The organism is Pseudoalteromonas sp. Hal040 (assembly GCF_037162425.1).
GTDB lineage: Bacteria > Pseudomonadota > Gammaproteobacteria > Enterobacterales > Alteromonadaceae > Pseudoalteromonas > Pseudoalteromonas gelatinilytica.
In genome coordinates this window covers 2,989,307-3,004,474 of the sequence record NZ_JARLUU010000001.1, presented here as the reverse complement: position 1 = coordinate 3,004,474, position 15,168 = coordinate 2,989,307, and the positions used below count along the sequence as shown (strand labels likewise).

Below are 15,168 nucleotides of genomic sequence, written 5' to 3'. Positions count from 1 at the left end.
CGGAAGAAGCAATCATGGCCTTGAAGCGTATTTTAGCGGTTGATGATGAACCATTTAATCTAGAAATTATTGAAGAGATCTTAGAAGATCTCGATTTTGAGCTGAAAATGGTTAATAGCGGCCCAGAATGTTTAGAAGTCGTTGAAGAGTTTGATCCTCAGGTGATTTTACTCGATGTGAGCATGCCACAAATGAGTGGTTATGATGTATGCCGTAAACTCAAAGAAAATCCAATCACACAAAAAATTATAGTGATGTTTGTCTCAGCGAGGGGCACGGTTGAAGAGCGTATGGAAGGCTACTCTGTCGGTGCAGAAGACTACATTGTTAAGCCATTTAGTCATGAAGAACTGAGACTTAAATTACAACATTTGAATCAAGTACTCATTGAAAAAGAGTCGTTAGAGCAACAGGTTGAAGATGCGACTTCAACGGCGTTTAACGCCATGGCAAACAGCAGTGAAATGGGGCAAATCGTTAATTACATCGAACATATTGGTTCGATTGATAATGAGCAAGATCTCGGTAAAGCCTTTTTAAACTGTTTAGGTGCGTTTGATTTACAAAGTAACGTGGAATTTAGGCTAGATGGTGAAGTGTTACATTTCTCTGTGTCGGGGGTGTGTTCACCCATAGTGATCGAGCTGTTTGAAATGCTCAAAAGTAAAGGACGTTTGCACGAGTTCTCAAATCGGATTTTAGTAAACTATGAAATGATTAGTTTGCTTATCTTAAACATGCCGGGACAAGACCCCGATAAGCATGGCCGAATTCGAGACCATATTTGCTTTTTAGTCAGTGTTACAGAGCAGCAGCTTAAAGCGATTCTCACTAAAAAAGAGCTTCTTCAGCAGCAACAACAATTGAATGATGCCGTCGGTAAGGTACATAGTAAATTTACTGGTTTAATTGAGCTTTTAAATGAAAACCGTATCAATAACGAAGCAATTTTTAAGCAGCTTCAAGAAGACTTAGAAAGGCGCATACCGACCATGGGCTTAGATGAAGACCAAGAGGTGTTTATCTATCAAAAGGTCGATGAAACCATTCAAAACTCGGTAGCTCGAGAAGAGTCTGTAAAAGGGGTTAAAACGGCCTTCAAAGAAATTGAAAATGACCTATCGCAATTATTAAAGCAATAGGTACATCGCTTTGATTATGCATTAAGCATCTCTGGGGAGGCCTTTTTCAACAATGCGAATTAAGCGCGCAGTTTTACGAAGCTTTAACTGGCGCTTATTTTTTTGTTGATCAAGTGCCCACTCAATATGCTCTGCGACCAAAGTGCTAGCGGTTGTTAATCTTTGCTCTAAAGCATCGATTATCTGCTCATTGTAATCAGCGTTACCTAATCCGACAGCGAGGTTCCTTAACCAACGCTCATGGCCGATGCGGCGAATAGGGCTGCCTTCGGTATTTTTAAGAAATGTCGCTTCATCCCATGCAAATAAAGCCAGTAAGTCTTGATCTTTAAGCTGTGTTCTTGGGTGAAAGTCAGTTTCATCGGTGATCTGACCATAGCGATTCCATGGACACACTAACTGGCAATCATCACAGCCATAAACGCGATTACCTAGCAGTGGGCGATACTCTTCAGGAATTGCGCCTTGCAGTTCAATAGTAAGGTAAGAGATACATTTACGGGCATCGACTACATAAGGCTCGACAATCGCACCGGTTGGGCACAGCGTCATACAGGCAACGCATTTCCCACAGCCTTCAAAGCTATTTTCTTCATCAATAGGCAGCGGTATATCAACAAATAACTCACCTAAGAAAAACCAAGAGCCCGCTTCTTTATTGATTAATAAACTATGTTTTCCACGCCAACCTAAGCCTGCCTTTTCGGCTAGTTGTCTTTCAAGCACAGGGGCTGAGTCAACAAAAGGACGAAAACCGAGTTGGCCGATATGCTGTTCTATTTGTTGGCCTAATTTTTTCAAACGGTTGCGAATTAACTTGTGATAATCACGACCTAGTGCATAGCGACTGATGTACGCTTTGTCGGTTTGTTTAAGGTTTTTAGCAAAACTTGCATCAGGCGGTAGGTAATTCATTTTTACTGAGATGACTCGTCGCGTACCAGGTACCAACTCAGCGGGGCGCGCTCGCTTCATACCATGGGCTGCCATGTATTCCATTTCACCGTGATAGCCTGAATCTAACCAGCGTTGTAGCTGCGCTTCGTGCTTCGTTAGGTCAATATCAGTGATCCCGACTTCTGCAAAGCCAAGTTCTTTACCCCATTGCTTTATTTGCAGTGCGAGTTGTTCATAATCAATAGAGGGTATTGTCACGGTCAATAAAAAAGTAGCCAAGAAGCGGCTACTTTAACATAGTTTGAGGTAGGCCCTGAACAATATTCACTTATCGTAGGGTAATTCCTTCGTCAGTAATAACAGCGATTAGTAAGCCATACTCGACGTTGTTTTCAGAAAAAGCACGCGATAATCCACCTCTACTGTTTTGCTTCATTGTATTGCTGCTGATTAAATCATCAAGGCTCTGGCTAATAGCATCTGTATTATTGCTTTGCAGAATAATGCCGCATAGTTGATTTGAACATTGCATATCATAAACAGTAATGTCTGCGTGTTCTTCTTGGTATTTCACTGTTTCATCGTAAACTAGTTCTCTAATTTGCGCTTTGTTGGTATCAGTTAAGCCATTCGCTAACTCAGAAACATAATCTTGAATTTGTGTAAATCCCATTTCGTTTAATGGCTGTGTATTAAACACTTTTTGACCGTTTTCTGTGTTTGTTACGAGTTCATCAAATGAGCTTATTGAATCTTTAGAGGCGTTTGTGTTGGCAAATGTACTGCTATAACTTGGAGAATCAGTCTCTTGTGATGATTGCGGGTTTATTTTTGTTTGAAGCGCTGATGACTCAATATTAAGGGGGCGGTTTCTTTTGCTGTTTCTACAGCCATCACATTGTGTGTACTGTTACTCTCAAGCAGGTTAACGACTTTATAAGTAATAAAAAGCGTGCAGAGCGTGAGTACTGCAAAGAAAACATTTTTCATTTAAATTCCCTTTAGATGTTTTCTTATACAGTACTGTAACTAAATGAATTAAGTCAATTTTTACACAAAGCGTTTTAATTGCTCTTGGGTTTGTTGGCTTAGTTTGTGTGATTGTTGGCAATCAGCGAGTGATTCATCAATTTGCTGTTTAGCTTGCTCGCCCAAAGCCACAATTTGCTCTACCGTTTGATGAGTGTGGGTTTGGGTTTGCTCTAGTAAATGCACCGCGCTGACAATCTGCTGCAACTGTTGTTGGTTTTGCTCAAATTCGCCAAGCATATTGCTAAAGCCTGTTGAGGTATTGCTAATTGCTGTTTCAGCCTCACTCGAGTGGCTAATTAGTTGCTCAGATTCTTTATTGGTTTCGCTAACGAGCGTGTTCATTTGGTTAATAAAATCACTGATCTGGCGAGTTGCATCGTTTACTTTAACTGAGAGCGATCTGACTTCATCGGCAACCACAGCAAACCCTCGGCCAGCTTCACCGGCACGTGCCGCCTCAATTGCAGCATTGAGGGCAAGTAAGTTGGTTTGATCCGAAAACTCTTCGACCATTTTCAAAATGGCGCGAATGTTCTCGCTGTTTTCTTTCAGACCTGACACAGTTGCTGAGAAGTTACCCAAAATTTGGCTAATCATCGCGACCTTTTTAACTAATGCCGATAACTCAGTGGCTGAGTGCTTAACAAAGTTTAAGTGCTCACTATTAACATGGTGCACGCTGTCAGTATTTGCTGAGATATTCTCAAGGCTTGAAGTAATTTGGTTGCTTGAATCAGTAATGGTTTGACTGAATTTTATTTGCTGGTGGCTCATTTCTGCGGTTTGCTGCATTGAATGAGTCATCTTTAAGCTACTATCAGCACTGGCTTGTGCACTTTGATACGTGGTGGCTAATAGTTTTGCTAGGTGAACGGTAAAGGTATTGTACTGCTCACTTAAATCACGAAATTCATCGTAGGTAAAATGCGGTAGCTTGGCAGATAAATCAGCATCATGGCGATTTATTTGCTCAAGTGTGTCGCGCATTGCTTGCACCGGGCGCACAATCAAAAAGCGCATGTAGAAAACAGTAAAAATAAAGCTGGCGACTATAACAAAGGTCATTAACCAAAATAGTCCCATACCAGCTTGTTGCTCTGACAGGCTGCTATAAAGCCAGATTAATGTGATAGCTTGAAACGCAAACACAAAACCTAAATTACCGACAATCTTACGTGTAAGAGTGTAAAAGAATGTTTGTTCGATAAAATTATAAATGCGCATATAGCTACTCATTAAGGTGTTGTGTTGATTCATTTTGGCGTATTTTTTATTATTCAATTTCACATAATTCAACAGTATAGCTTAGTTTTGTTGAGTTACAGTGACTGCAGTGTCATTTGTGTATGACACGGAAAATTAGTAAAAATACCATCTACGCCATACTCTAGCATTAATTCGATATCTTCCACTTTATCGACCGTGTAAGCATAAACTTGAAGGCCGCGTTGTTTTGCATCAGCAACAAACTCATGGTTTATAAAGTTTTTATCTACGTGAATGCTATAGGCATGCAGTTTTTGCGCAAACTCGCTGTAATTAATTGGAATAGAAGCGGTGAGTGCGCCAATTTTTACCCAAGGCAGTTTTTGCTTAAGCCACATTAGTTGGTGATGATCGAATGAAGAGACTAACAGGTTATCTCTAGATATCTTTCCTGCACTGACATTTGACTCAATAAGCTCAACAAATTTATCTAGCGAAAAAGTATGTTTAAGTTCTAAATTGAGCAGTGTTTTATCATCAACCCAATCGATTGCCTGCTGTAAAGTCGGTACAACTTCGCCATTGCCTGCATCGTATTGCTGAATTTTTTCTTTTGAGCAGGCGTTTACCTTACCGCGCCCTGAGGTTGTACGATCAAGCCAGGTGTCATGAATAATCATGTAATCATCAAGACAGCTTTGCACATCAATTTCGATACCATCTACTGCCAAATCAACAGCGGCGATAATGGCGCTCTTGGTATTTTCTGGATAGGTACCACTGGCACCTCTGTGAGCGAATACTTTCATCATTGCTTATACCTACGAGTCACTGACCATGTTTCATAAAAAGCGGCACTAATTACCAATGCGCCACCAATAAGAGTGCTAATTGAAGGTTGCTCATGCAAAATTAAAAAAGCGAAAAATGTACCGTATAAAGGCTGCAAACACGATATCAAACCAGCGGTTGAGGCTGATAAGTTTTTTAGGCTTGCTGCAAACAGTGAATGCGGTGCTGCTGTAAAAATAACCCCTACGGTAATTAATAGCAGCCAATTTATTGTATCAACTTGTAATGGCGGTACTTCGACAAAGGCGCACAGCATAATGCAGGCGATCCAGGTTTGATAAAGCATGGTTTGTGGGCCGCTATACTGGCTAAAGTAACGCTTGTGAACGATATTTCGAAACGCAAAAAAGAACGCTGACAAAATACCAATAGCAATACCTAGGGTGACATCATTGCCTAAGCTGGCATCAGGAATAAGTAAATAAATACCAAGCATCACCACCAAGGCGCTAAAAATATCTTTGAGCTGTGGTTTGCTGCCATGAAAAAAAGGTTCTAAAAATACCGTGATAACAGGGTAAGTAAAAAAGGCAATCATACCGACTGCAATACCTGCCAATTGCATACCTGCGAAATAGGTGAGCCAATGTATTCCAACAGTGACACCAAGTAACAAGGCTATGAAGTAGTCGCGACGTGAATGAAGCTTAATCGCTTTGTTTTGAATTGTAAGTAAGATCAGTAAGGCACAGCCTGCAATTGCTGTTCGGTAAACGGTAATATCTAATGCACTTAAGCTGACTAGTTTAGCAAATAATGCAGTACCGCCAAAGAGTAGTACTGCAATGTGTAAGTATATTAGGCTCTGTTTGTGCGCCTGCATTACAAACCTTGTTATTGTTGTTATTAACTCTCTTTGTAACGGTAATCCTTTACTTTGTAAACTCCCCAAATGGGCTAATCCATTCGTTTAGTTCCAATATTTCCATCCCTGTAAGTAATAGTGCAGCACATTTGGCTCATCAAGCGTCGATACTTTTTCGTTGTTAGCGCTAATGTCTGGCGTGAAAATAAACAGTTGTGGGTCATTTTCAGGGCGATAATAGCGAGTGTTAACAGGCAATAACTGGTGGTTGCTACACATCAAGTTGCAAGCCATAACAAAGCCCCACTCACCAAAAGAGGGCACATTCAAATGATAAGGCAAAGTATGAGCAAAGCCTGCTGCACTGAGCGTGTTGTTGATAGACCAAAATGCCTGTTTTGCAAAAAATGGACTGGTGGCTTGGGTGACCACAATTCCGTTATTTGGTAATCGTGTTTTTACTAGTTGATAAAATTGCTGACTGTAAAGCCGTGCAAGATTGATTGCTTTTGGATCCGGTAAATCAATAAAAATAATATCGAACAGCTGTTCGCTTTGCTCAATAAACACATAAGCATCTTGATGAATAACCGTCACTTTAGGGTCGCTGAGTGAGTGCTTGTTAAGTGTTGTGAGGTTGTGATTAGTTTGCGCAAGCCTAGCGACAGCAGGGTCTAAATCAACCAGGGTAATCGACTCTAATTGCGGGTATTTCAAAAGCTCCCTGGCTGCTAAGCCATCGCCACCACCTAAAATTAGAATACGTTTTGCATTGCCATGGCGCACCATAGCTGGGTGAATGAGCGCTTCGTGATAGCGATATTCATCAATCGATGAAAACTGTAAGCCACCGTTTAAATAAAGGCGAATATCATCTTTATGACGAGTGAGTACGATTTGCTGATAGGGGGTTTGCTCTGAATGTACAACACGATCATCGTAAATTTGGCTTTGCCAAAGATACGTGAGTTGTTTACTAGCAAATAAGCAAAGCACCAATATTAAGCAAATTAAAACAAGTGTGAGCCTCAGTACTTTTCGACGGTTTGGGCTGATATGGTCGATAAAGTACCACAGTAATAATAACGCAATACTCAGGTTCATTAAGCCAAAGCTTAGGGCCGTTTTAAAAACCCCAAGCCAAGGTAAAAATAGAAAAGGAAACAGTAAAGTCGCGAGCAGGGCACCAAAGTAGTCAATAGATAACACATTGGCGAGGTTTGCTTTTAGCGCATAATGTTTTTCCATTAGGCGACTTAACAGCGGAATTTCTAAGCCAATCAAAATCCCTATTAGCGTGGTGAGTAAAATACTAATTGCTTGCAGTGGCAAGCCATAGGCATACGAGAAGTACAACAAGGGCACACTCAAACCACCGAGTAACGCAAGCGCTAACTCAAAACCAATAAAATAAGCTAGCAATGGTTTATCGGGCACAAAACGCGAAAAATAAGAGCCTATGCCCATTGCCGCCATATAGACGCCAATCGTCAGAGAAAATTGGGTGATGCTATCACCCAAAAAGTAGGCACCCGTTGTTGCGATCAGCAGCTCATAGATAATAGAGCAAAGACCAGCAACAAAAATACTAAACAGTAAAATGTGGCTTTCGCGAATTGATTTACTTACCACCCGGGCCGCCTCGTGAACGAAAACCAGCACTACCAATACTTTGCTCTCGAAGCTGTTTATCTACATAGATATTACTGTGTCCATAGGCGTAAACTTGCCAGTCAGCTTCATCATCACCCTTGCCATAGGCGAACAGAGATACAAGTAGCACAGGCACAAAAAACAGTAGGGCAATAGGCCAAACAGGAAATGTTGTTTCCATCGCTTGCTTTGCCTGTAAACCTTTTTTGGTGATAGGTTTAAAAGAAATATCTGATTTATTTTTACCTTCCTCTAAGCGATTCAAAATCACAAAAAGGCATAAGCCAGCAATAATGCCTGACATCCACATTAGCGGAATCAGTATTTTACTATTCCCTTTGATTGGGATAATTCGAAACGTATAACTGAAATGTTCGGCACGCTTATTTGGGCCAAACGTACTACTGACGTAGGCGCTATATTGCCCCTTCTTGGGGAAGTGGACATCGTGATAAGTATAATCACGGTATTCAGTCCATTTTCCTTCTGAATCGCGTCCGGTTTCTGCCCATAGCTCATCTGCGTAACTAAATAAATAGTTGCCATCAGGGTCAAATACTTCGAGGTCAATGGCTTTCCACGAATTTAAAGGCAGTCTGCCTTTAATTTCTAAGCGCATCATCTGGCCATCTTCTGGCACTGAAAATAGGTAGGCTTTATCTTGTCCGTCGTAGTCTTTAAAGTTGCCATATTGGCCACTGATAAGTGGCGCTTGTAGATCTGCACGTATTATTATGCAAGCCAAAAACGAGATGGCAGCAATAATAAAAAGCTTATAGATGTTCATCCATTACTCCATATATAAGCTTAAATAGCGATAGTGATGATAACAGCAACACAAATGGCAATGCTGCTTTCGATAACCGCAACAGCGGTGTTTTTATCGTGCATTGCTTGGTCGAGAGAAATTTTACTAAAGATAATCTTATCAACGAGATAACGCACAATTGGTAAAATTAAAAAGCCAAATAATGCGTCAATAAAGAATAAGCTTAAGCTTTGTTGCCAACTATGAAAGCCACCAATAAGCGCATGACATAAGATAATTGCTAATGCCAACATGGTGCCAGAAAAGCTAAGTGCAACAGCTTTATTGCCTTTTTCTAACTGCTCGTGAAGGTTGAATGCAGTAAGGTGATCATAGCCTTTGGCAAAAATGATCAGCATCAGTTGCCCTAAAAAGTAGAACACAATGGCTGATAACCAGGTGCCTTCGCCGGTTAATGCGCCACCAATGATAAGTGCTGCTGCCATATAGTTAGCTGCTTGTACTAAGCCAACAGCCTCGTTTTGTTGGTTAATTAATTGCTCTTGGTTGCAGAACAATCGCAGCAGTAATTTGTCATTTAAAATACGTGAGCAGGTCAGTAGTACCATACCTAACACGCTGTACAGTGATACATTCATCAAGTCGCTAACAAGCCCTTTACTAGGCCCAGCTAAAACAAAGCCGTAAATAATGGTGATAGCACCTAAATAACCGCCAATCGATAAACCTAAAGCACTGTTGGCATTATCGGTTAACTGGCTGGTGGTGTTGTAAGGAGTTGCTAAGTTATACGACAGTTTTGCAAGGGCTATGATAGCAATGAACAGGGCAATATAAGCGCTGTTATAGGCCATAGTCGAAAGGTAATGGGTTAAGTTAATATCCATATAGATTTGTTAGCTTGTTGTTATTTTCCGAAAATATTAACACAGAGTGTTTGTTGCAAAGAATATCAACGCCTCATTTTTTGCCAGAATTAATCAATTTCTTAAAAGTTTCATAGCTTTTGCCTGTCTCATTGTTAGGTTATGGGTTAAAATAACAACATAACCAACTAACAAGATAGTGAATGTCAAAACAGGATCCCAATCTCAGTCGAGAACAAGAAAAGTACGAAAACCCCGTCCCTAGCCGTGAGTTTATACTTACTCACTTAGAATCTCGCGCCAAACCAGCAAACTTCACACAACTTTGTGACGAATTACATGTGAACGATACAGAGCGCCAAATAGCGTTCAAACGTCGTTTACGTGCTATGGAGCGCGATGGTCAACTGTATTTCAATAAGTTTAAATGCTACGCATTGATCGATGAATCTGGCCTCGTTAAAGGTAAGGTCATTGGTCATCGTGACGGATTCGGCTTTTTAGAAGTTGAAGGTGAGAGTAAAGATTGGTTTATCGCGAAGCACCAAATGAATATGGTGTTACACGGTGACATTGTGCTTGCAAAAGGCAATCGTAAAGGCGCTAGTGGCAAATGCGAAGCACGTATCATTAAGGTATTAACCAATGAACGTGCACCGATTGTTGGTCGCTATTTTGTTGAGCATGGTATTGCTGTTGTAGTGGCGGAAGACCCACGCATAACGCAAGACATTATGATACTACCGGGTAGTGAAAATGGTGCGCGCCACAATCAAATGGTGCAGGTGCAAATTACCCAAAACCCTAGCCGACATATGAATGCGGTAGGTAAAGTAACCGAGGTACTGGGTGAGCACTTAGCTCCGGGTATGGAAATTGAAGTAGCACTACGCAATCACGATATTCCCCATGTGTGGCCAGAAGCGGTTGAGAAGCAAGTTGCTCATTTAGGTGAGTTTGTTGATGAACAAGCAAAGCAAGGTCGTGTTGATTTACGTGACTTACCGCTGGTGACCATTGACGGTGAAGATGCTCGTGACTTTGACGATGCCGTTTATTGTGAGCGTAAACCATCGGGTGGTTGGCGTTTATGGGTCGCTATTGCTGATGTGTCGCATTATGTAGGTATGAATACGCCTCTGAATAAAGAAGCGATTGAACGCGGTAATTCGGTGTACTTCCCTGAGCAAGTTATTCCGATGCTGCCAAAAGTGTTATCCAATGGCTTATGCTCACTAAACCCGAAAGTTGACCGCTTATGTATGGTCGCTGAGATGACAGTGTCAGATGCGGGTAAATTGTCTGGGTACAAATTTTACGAAGCGGTGATGAATTCACACGCTCGTTTTACCTACACTAAAGTGAATGCGATTTTACAAGGCGATGAAAAGCTGCGTGAAGAATATGCCGAGATGGTGCCACATTTAACTGATTTACATCAAATGTATATGGCACTAAAAGCAGCACGCCAAGAACGTGGTGCGATTGAGTTTGAAACGTTAGAAACGCGTTTTGTGTTTAATGCACACCGTAAGATTGAATCAATCGTGCCAGTGGTTCGCAATGATGCACACAAACTTATCGAAGAGTGCATGATTCTTGCGAACGTATCAGCTGCCCGTTTATTAGAAAAACACGAAGCAAGTGCGCTTTATCGTGTGCATGATGAGCCTGATGCTGAAAAGCTTGGTTTCTTCAGAAACTTTTTATCAGAGCTTGGTATTGAAACCGCGATTTCTGATGAGCCAACACCAAAAGAAATCACTCAGGTGTTAGCAAAATTAGGCGACCGCCCAGAAGCTGAGCTTATTCAAACCATGTTGCTTCGTTCGATGAAGCAAGCGGTGTATCAGCCAGATAACATTGGTCACTTTGGTTTGGCTTTGCCAGCCTATGCCCACTTTACATCGCCTATTCGTCGTTACCCTGATTTAGTGGTACACCGTGCAATTAAAGCCATGCTTAAAGCGCAAGGTCAGCAAACATCCGGTGAGTACGCCTACACTGATGACGAAGTTGATATTTTAGGTGAGCAGTGTTCAACCACTGAACGCCGTGCTGATGATGCGACACGCGAAGTCGCAGATTGGCTGAAATGTGAATTTATGCAAGATCATGTTGGTGACGAATTTGGTGGGGTGATCTCATCGGTAACTAACTTTGGTTTATTTGTACGCTTAGATGATTTACAAATCGACGGTATGATCCATGTAACTAATTTAGGTAATGAATATTTCCATTATGATGGAGCTAAGCATTGCTTGATTGGTGAACAAACACATACCGTTTATCGTTTAGGCGATAAAGTAACAGTTCAGGTTTCATCTGTAAGTCTTGATGAGCGACGCATAAACCTAGTGTTAGCAGGTGAAGCGCAACAAGACCGTTATGCGCGTCGTCGTGGTCATAGTGCCCCTGCAAAACCAAGTGTTCGTGCCCAGCTTAAGGCCGGTAAAATCCCAGGCAAAAAACCGCAGTCAGGCAGTTTTGAGGCTAAGTCAGGCGATACAGACAACGAAAAACGTGGCAAGTCTTCTCATTCTAAAGGGCGTAAAAAACCTAATGGTAAACAAGCCGATGCTGTAAAAGCCGGCAACAAGAAGAGCAAGAAGAAAGCCACCAAAAAGGCAAAAAGACCGGGTAAGAATGCCCGTAAACGTAATAGCCGAGGAGCAAATAATACGTGAGTAATGAATTAATTTTTGGTTTTCACTCAGTTGAAGCAATTTTAGCAAAAGAGCCAGAGCGCTTTTTAGAAATTTATGCTTTAAAAGGACGTGAAGATAAACGTTTAAACCCGATTATTGATGAAGCACGTAAATTCGGTATTTCTGTACAATTTATGCAGCGTAAAGCGCTTGATAATAAAGCCGACGGTGAGCAGCACCAAGGCATTATTGCCAATGTAAAAGCAGCCCGTATGTATAACGAGAAAGATCTCGATGAGATCATTGCCCGTGAGGAAACGCCTTTCTTACTGGTACTTGATGGCATAACTGATCCGCATAACTTAGGGGCGTGTTTACGTAGTGCTGATGCTGCAGGCGTGCACGCGATTATCGTTCCTAAAGATAAATCAGCAAAACTCAATGGTACAGCGCGTAAAGTCGCATGTGGTGCTGCAGAAACAGTACCACTGGTACAAGTCACTAATCTGGCACGCACATTACGCGAAATTAAAGACGCAGGTGTTTGGGTTGTCGGCACTGCCGGTGAAACAGATACTGAGTTATTCGATGCAAATCTAACAGGGCCAATGGCGATTGTTATGGGTGCAGAAGGGGATGGTATGCGCCGTCTTACTCGCGAGCATTGTGATTTATTAGTTAAAATCCCAATGGCTGGTACGGTATCTAGCTTAAATGTGTCAGTTGCGACGGGGATTTGCTTATTTGAAGTGTTACGCCAGCGTAATGCAACGCAAATCTAACTACCGCGAAAATTTTAGACACAAAAAAGCCGATGTAACATCGGCTTTTTTTGTATCTATTTCGTAAGATTAGATCTTTGCGAAAGCGTCTTGTAGTGGTGGTACTACTTGCTTCTTACGGCTTAATACGCCATCTAACCATACGCGACCGTCTTCTGATTTAACATCATAAGCAGCTTCGATTACAGATACGTCATCAGACGTAATTAGCATTTCTGAGCCTTCTTTCATGATATCAGTTAACAGGAGTAATACTGAGTGGCGATCGCCTTCTTCTTTAAGCTTAGCGATATCAGCTTCAAGATCTGCTTTGATTTCATCAAATACTGCAAGGTCGATAACTTCTAGCTGGCCAATACCTACTAGCTTACCGTTCATGTTGAAGTCTTTGAAATCACGCATTACTAAATCGCGTGCAGGCGTGCCTTCCACTGCTGATTTAACCTTGAACATGTCCATACCAAGTTCTTTGAAATCTTCGATGCCAGCGATTTCAGCAAGTGCTTCAACACACTTGATATCAGCCGTTGTACACGTTGGTGATTTAAAGATTACAGTGTCGCTTAAGATAGCGCATAACATGATGCCTGCGATATCTTTTGGAATCTCTACGTTGTAGAAGTCATACATCATTTTGATGATAGTGTTTGAACAACCAACTGGGCGGATCCAACACTCAAGTGGTGTTGACGATGTTAAATCGCCTAGTTTGTGGTGATCAACAACACCTACAACACGTGCTTCATCGATGTCATCAGGCGCTTGTGTTTTTTCTGTGTGGTCAACGATATAAACGTCTTCGCCTGCGTAGCTAAGTTTTAGCTCAGGTGCTTCGAAACCGAATTTATCTAGGATAAATTGTGTTTCAGGTGATACTTCACCTAAACGCGTCGGGATCGCAGGTTCATTGATCTGGTTTTTTAAGTAAGCAAGCGCAATTGCACCGCAAATTGAATCTGAATCAGGGATCTTATGACCCACTACATACATTGACATTGACGGAACTCCTTTAAATTTGGCGGATATTTTAGCAAAGTATCGACAGATTGATACATAACAGACATGAAATTTTGTTGATCAATTACAACTGCCAATTAATGCCCTTTTTGGTTACACTTTAAGATATTGAAAACTGAGGAAGATACTGATGCGCTTGAGCCGAAAAGCATGGAATAATGTGGTGATTATTTCGATGCTATTGATGATTTTTTCTTCAATGGCCTACATAAAAAGCTCAATACACAGCCCGTTGAAGAAGGAGTGCAAGCGTTACTCCCAGAGCAAAGCTTTATTTTGGCGATGGCATTTCCAGAATTAAAAATCGAGCGTATCGGCACCTCTTGGCGTAGCCAATCCCTGCAAGAAACCACATGGCAAGGCGATGAGCAGCAGCTCGAACAACTCGTTGAACTTTGGCAACATCAAAAGCTGACTATTGCCAGTCTCCCTGTGAGTAAAATTTCACAGACATCGGCTGATTATGTTGCCTCCGTGTGGTTAGCTGGAGAGCAGTTGCCAGCGGTGTACCAGTTGTACAACATAGATCAGCAATACTATTTATTAGATAAGCGGTTACAACGGGTATTTGAGCTTGAACAAGCTGATGCTACTAAGTTATTTCCGTTATATCCGTTTTAAGAGAGCCACAGATGCCTGAATTACCAGAAGTTGAAGTTAGCCGTTTGGGAATAACGCCGCATGTGCTTAACCAAACAGTGACCAAAGTAAATATTCATAACGCCAGTATGCGTTGGCCTGTGCCTGATGATGTATATCAATTACAAGGACTTAAAGTTACTTCAGTGGAGCGCAGAGCAAAATACTTATTACTCGGTTGTGAGCTGGGTAGTGTTATTCTGCACTTGGGAATGTCGGGTAACTTACGGGTTGTGAGCGCAGATGAGCCACTGAAAAAGCACGACCATATCGAGTTTATTTTAGCTTCAGGTAAAGCGCTTAGACTCAACGACGCGCGTCGCTTTGGTGCCTGTTTGTGGCAAGCGCCAGGTGAATGTCATACCTTGTTAACCAAACTCGGGCCTGAGCCGCTCACTGATGAGTTTACTGGTAAGCGAGTCTACGAGCAGTCTAGAAATAAAAAAGTACCAATCAAACAGTTTATTATGGATAACGCTGTGGTGGTTGGCGTAGGTAATATCTATGCCAATGAGTCGTTGTTTAAAGCGGGGATCCATCCAAAGCGAGAAGCCGGCAAGGTGTCTTTAAAGCGTTTTCAGCAATTAGTGCCTATTATTAAAGAAACACTTGCTGCGGCTATCACGCAAGGGGGTACAACATTAAAAGATTTTGCTCAAAGTGATGGTAAGCCCGGTTATTTTGCCCAGCAATTACTAGTTTATGGCCGCAAAGGTGAGCCATGTGTAACGTGTAAAGAGCCATTAAAAGAAATTAGACTAGGACAAAGAAGCACAGTGTACTGTTCTAATTGTCAAAAATAATAAAGAATCCCTCATCTATGTAGTATTGCAACAGATAGCAAGATAGAGACAGGCTTA

At 41.6% G+C, this 15,168-nt stretch carries 15 protein-coding genes; 5 read left to right on the top strand and 10 right to left on the bottom strand.

Annotation, left to right across the window (positions count from 1 at the left end; translation table 11 throughout):
• The first annotated feature begins 14 nt into the window (after positions 1–14).
• Complete coding sequence (locus P4S60_RS13905) at positions 15–1,142, top strand: response regulator (RefSeq protein ID WP_138625103.1); 1,128 nt, start codon at positions 15–17, stop codon at positions 1,140–1,142.
• Positions 1,143–1,163: 21 nt separating this feature from the next.
• Here the strand turns inward: P4S60_RS13905 and queG are convergent, their stop codons facing one another.
• The 9 genes from queG to P4S60_RS13860 all read right to left on the bottom strand — a co-directional run bounded on the left by queG (position 1,164) and on the right by P4S60_RS13860 (position 9,243).
• A complete protein-coding gene (gene queG / locus P4S60_RS13900; protein ID WP_337116871.1) occupies positions 1,164–2,297 on the bottom strand; it encodes a tRNA epoxyqueuosine(34) reductase QueG in 1,134 nt (377 codons plus the stop codon).
• A 70-nt stretch (positions 2,298–2,367) separates the two neighbouring features.
• On the bottom strand, positions 2,368–2,739 hold the full coding sequence (locus P4S60_RS13895; protein WP_337116335.1) for a hypothetical protein: 372 nt from the start codon (positions 2,737–2,739) through the stop codon (positions 2,368–2,370).
• Between the two features lie 125 nt (positions 2,740–2,864).
• A complete protein-coding gene (locus P4S60_RS13890) occupies positions 2,865–3,029 on the bottom strand; it encodes a hypothetical protein (protein ID WP_337116334.1) in 165 nt (54 codons plus the stop codon).
• Between the two features lie 60 nt (positions 3,030–3,089).
• Positions 3,090–4,307, bottom strand: a complete 1,218-nt coding sequence (locus P4S60_RS13885) for a methyl-accepting chemotaxis protein (protein ID WP_337116870.1) — start codon at positions 4,305–4,307, stop codon at positions 3,090–3,092.
• An 83-nt stretch (positions 4,308–4,390) separates the two neighbouring features.
• Positions 4,391–5,089, bottom strand: a complete 699-nt coding sequence (locus P4S60_RS13880; RefSeq protein ID WP_063702566.1) for a glycerophosphodiester phosphodiesterase — start codon at positions 5,087–5,089, stop codon at positions 4,391–4,393.
• On the bottom strand, positions 5,086–5,952 hold the full coding sequence (locus P4S60_RS13875) for a DMT family transporter (RefSeq protein ID WP_337116333.1): 867 nt from the start codon (positions 5,950–5,952) through the stop codon (positions 5,086–5,088). Before P4S60_RS13875 ends, P4S60_RS13880 begins: the two co-directional genes overlap by 4 nt.
• An 87-nt stretch (positions 5,953–6,039) precedes the next feature.
• Positions 6,040–7,566 (bottom strand): polyamine aminopropyltransferase, encoded by a 1,527-nt coding sequence (locus P4S60_RS13870; protein WP_337116332.1) that lies wholly within the window; start codon positions 7,564–7,566, stop codon positions 6,040–6,042.
• Complete coding sequence (locus P4S60_RS13865) at positions 7,556–8,374, bottom strand: hypothetical protein (protein ID WP_337116331.1); 819 nt, start codon at positions 8,372–8,374, stop codon at positions 7,556–7,558. Before P4S60_RS13865 ends, P4S60_RS13870 begins: the two co-directional genes overlap by 11 nt.
• A gap of 20 nt (positions 8,375–8,394) precedes the next feature.
• Positions 8,395–9,243 carry a DUF350 domain-containing protein gene (locus tag P4S60_RS13860; protein WP_337116330.1) on the bottom strand — a complete coding sequence of 283 codons (849 nt, stop codon included), beginning with the start codon at positions 9,241–9,243 and terminating at the stop codon, positions 8,395–8,397.
• Between the two features lie 182 nt (positions 9,244–9,425).
• On the opposite strand from P4S60_RS13860, the gene rnr reads away from it, so the two are divergent.
• Complete coding sequence (gene rnr, locus P4S60_RS13855) at positions 9,426–11,909, top strand: ribonuclease R (protein WP_337116329.1); 2,484 nt, start codon at positions 9,426–9,428, stop codon at positions 11,907–11,909.
• The gene (gene rlmB / locus P4S60_RS13850; RefSeq protein ID WP_063702555.1) at positions 11,906–12,652 is read left to right on the top strand and encodes a 23S rRNA (guanosine(2251)-2'-O)-methyltransferase RlmB; all 747 of its coding nucleotides are present in this window, start codon (positions 11,906–11,908) and stop codon (positions 12,650–12,652) included. Before rnr ends, rlmB begins: the two co-directional genes overlap by 4 nt.
• A 69-nt stretch (positions 12,653–12,721) precedes the next feature.
• Here rlmB and P4S60_RS13845 read toward each other — a convergent pair whose 3' ends face one another.
• Entirely contained in the window at positions 12,722–13,648 is a 927-nt protein-coding gene (locus P4S60_RS13845; RefSeq protein WP_063701986.1) for a manganese-dependent inorganic pyrophosphatase, read from the bottom strand.
• Between the two features lie 264 nt (positions 13,649–13,912).
• On the opposite strand from P4S60_RS13845, the gene P4S60_RS13840 reads away from it, so the two are divergent.
• Together P4S60_RS13840 and mutM are read left to right on the top strand one after the other, a co-directional pair.
• On the top strand, positions 13,913–14,290 hold the full coding sequence (locus tag P4S60_RS13840) for a hypothetical protein (protein WP_337116328.1): 378 nt from the start codon (positions 13,913–13,915) through the stop codon (positions 14,288–14,290).
• 11 nt (positions 14,291–14,301) lie between these two features.
• Positions 14,302–15,111, top strand: coding sequence for a bifunctional DNA-formamidopyrimidine glycosylase/DNA-(apurinic or apyrimidinic site) lyase (mutM, locus tag P4S60_RS13835; RefSeq protein WP_337116326.1), 810 nt, complete (start codon positions 14,302–14,304; stop codon positions 15,109–15,111).
• Positions 15,112–15,168: the final 57 nt, after the last annotated feature.

Coding starts and splice junctions, on each gene's coding strand:
- P4S60_RS13905 (WP_138625103.1), top strand. CDS start 15: ATGGCCTTGAAGCGTATTTTAGCGGTTGATGATGAACCATTTAATCTA.
- P4S60_RS13890 (WP_337116334.1), bottom strand. CDS start 3,029: ATGAAAAATGTTTTCTTTGCAGTACTCACGCTCTGCACGCTTTTTATT.
- P4S60_RS13885 (WP_337116870.1), bottom strand. CDS start 4,307: ATGAGTAGCTATATGCGCATTTATAATTTTATCGAACAAACATTCTTT.
- P4S60_RS13880 (WP_063702566.1), bottom strand. CDS start 5,089: ATGATGAAAGTATTCGCTCACAGAGGTGCCAGTGGTACCTATCCAGAA.
- P4S60_RS13875 (WP_337116333.1), bottom strand. CDS start 5,952: ATGCAGGCGCACAAACAGAGCCTAATATACTTACACATTGCAGTACTA.
- P4S60_RS13865 (WP_337116331.1), bottom strand. CDS start 8,374: ATGAACATCTATAAGCTTTTTATTATTGCTGCCATCTCGTTTTTGGCT.
- P4S60_RS13860 (WP_337116330.1), bottom strand. CDS start 9,243: ATGGATATTAACTTAACCCATTACCTTTCGACTATGGCCTATAACAGC.
- rnr (WP_337116329.1), top strand. CDS start 9,426: ATGTCAAAACAGGATCCCAATCTCAGTCGAGAACAAGAAAAGTACGAA.
- P4S60_RS13845 (WP_063701986.1), bottom strand. CDS start 13,648: ATGTCAATGTATGTAGTGGGTCATAAGATCCCTGATTCAGATTCAATT.
- mutM (WP_337116326.1), top strand. CDS start 14,302: ATGCCTGAATTACCAGAAGTTGAAGTTAGCCGTTTGGGAATAACGCCG.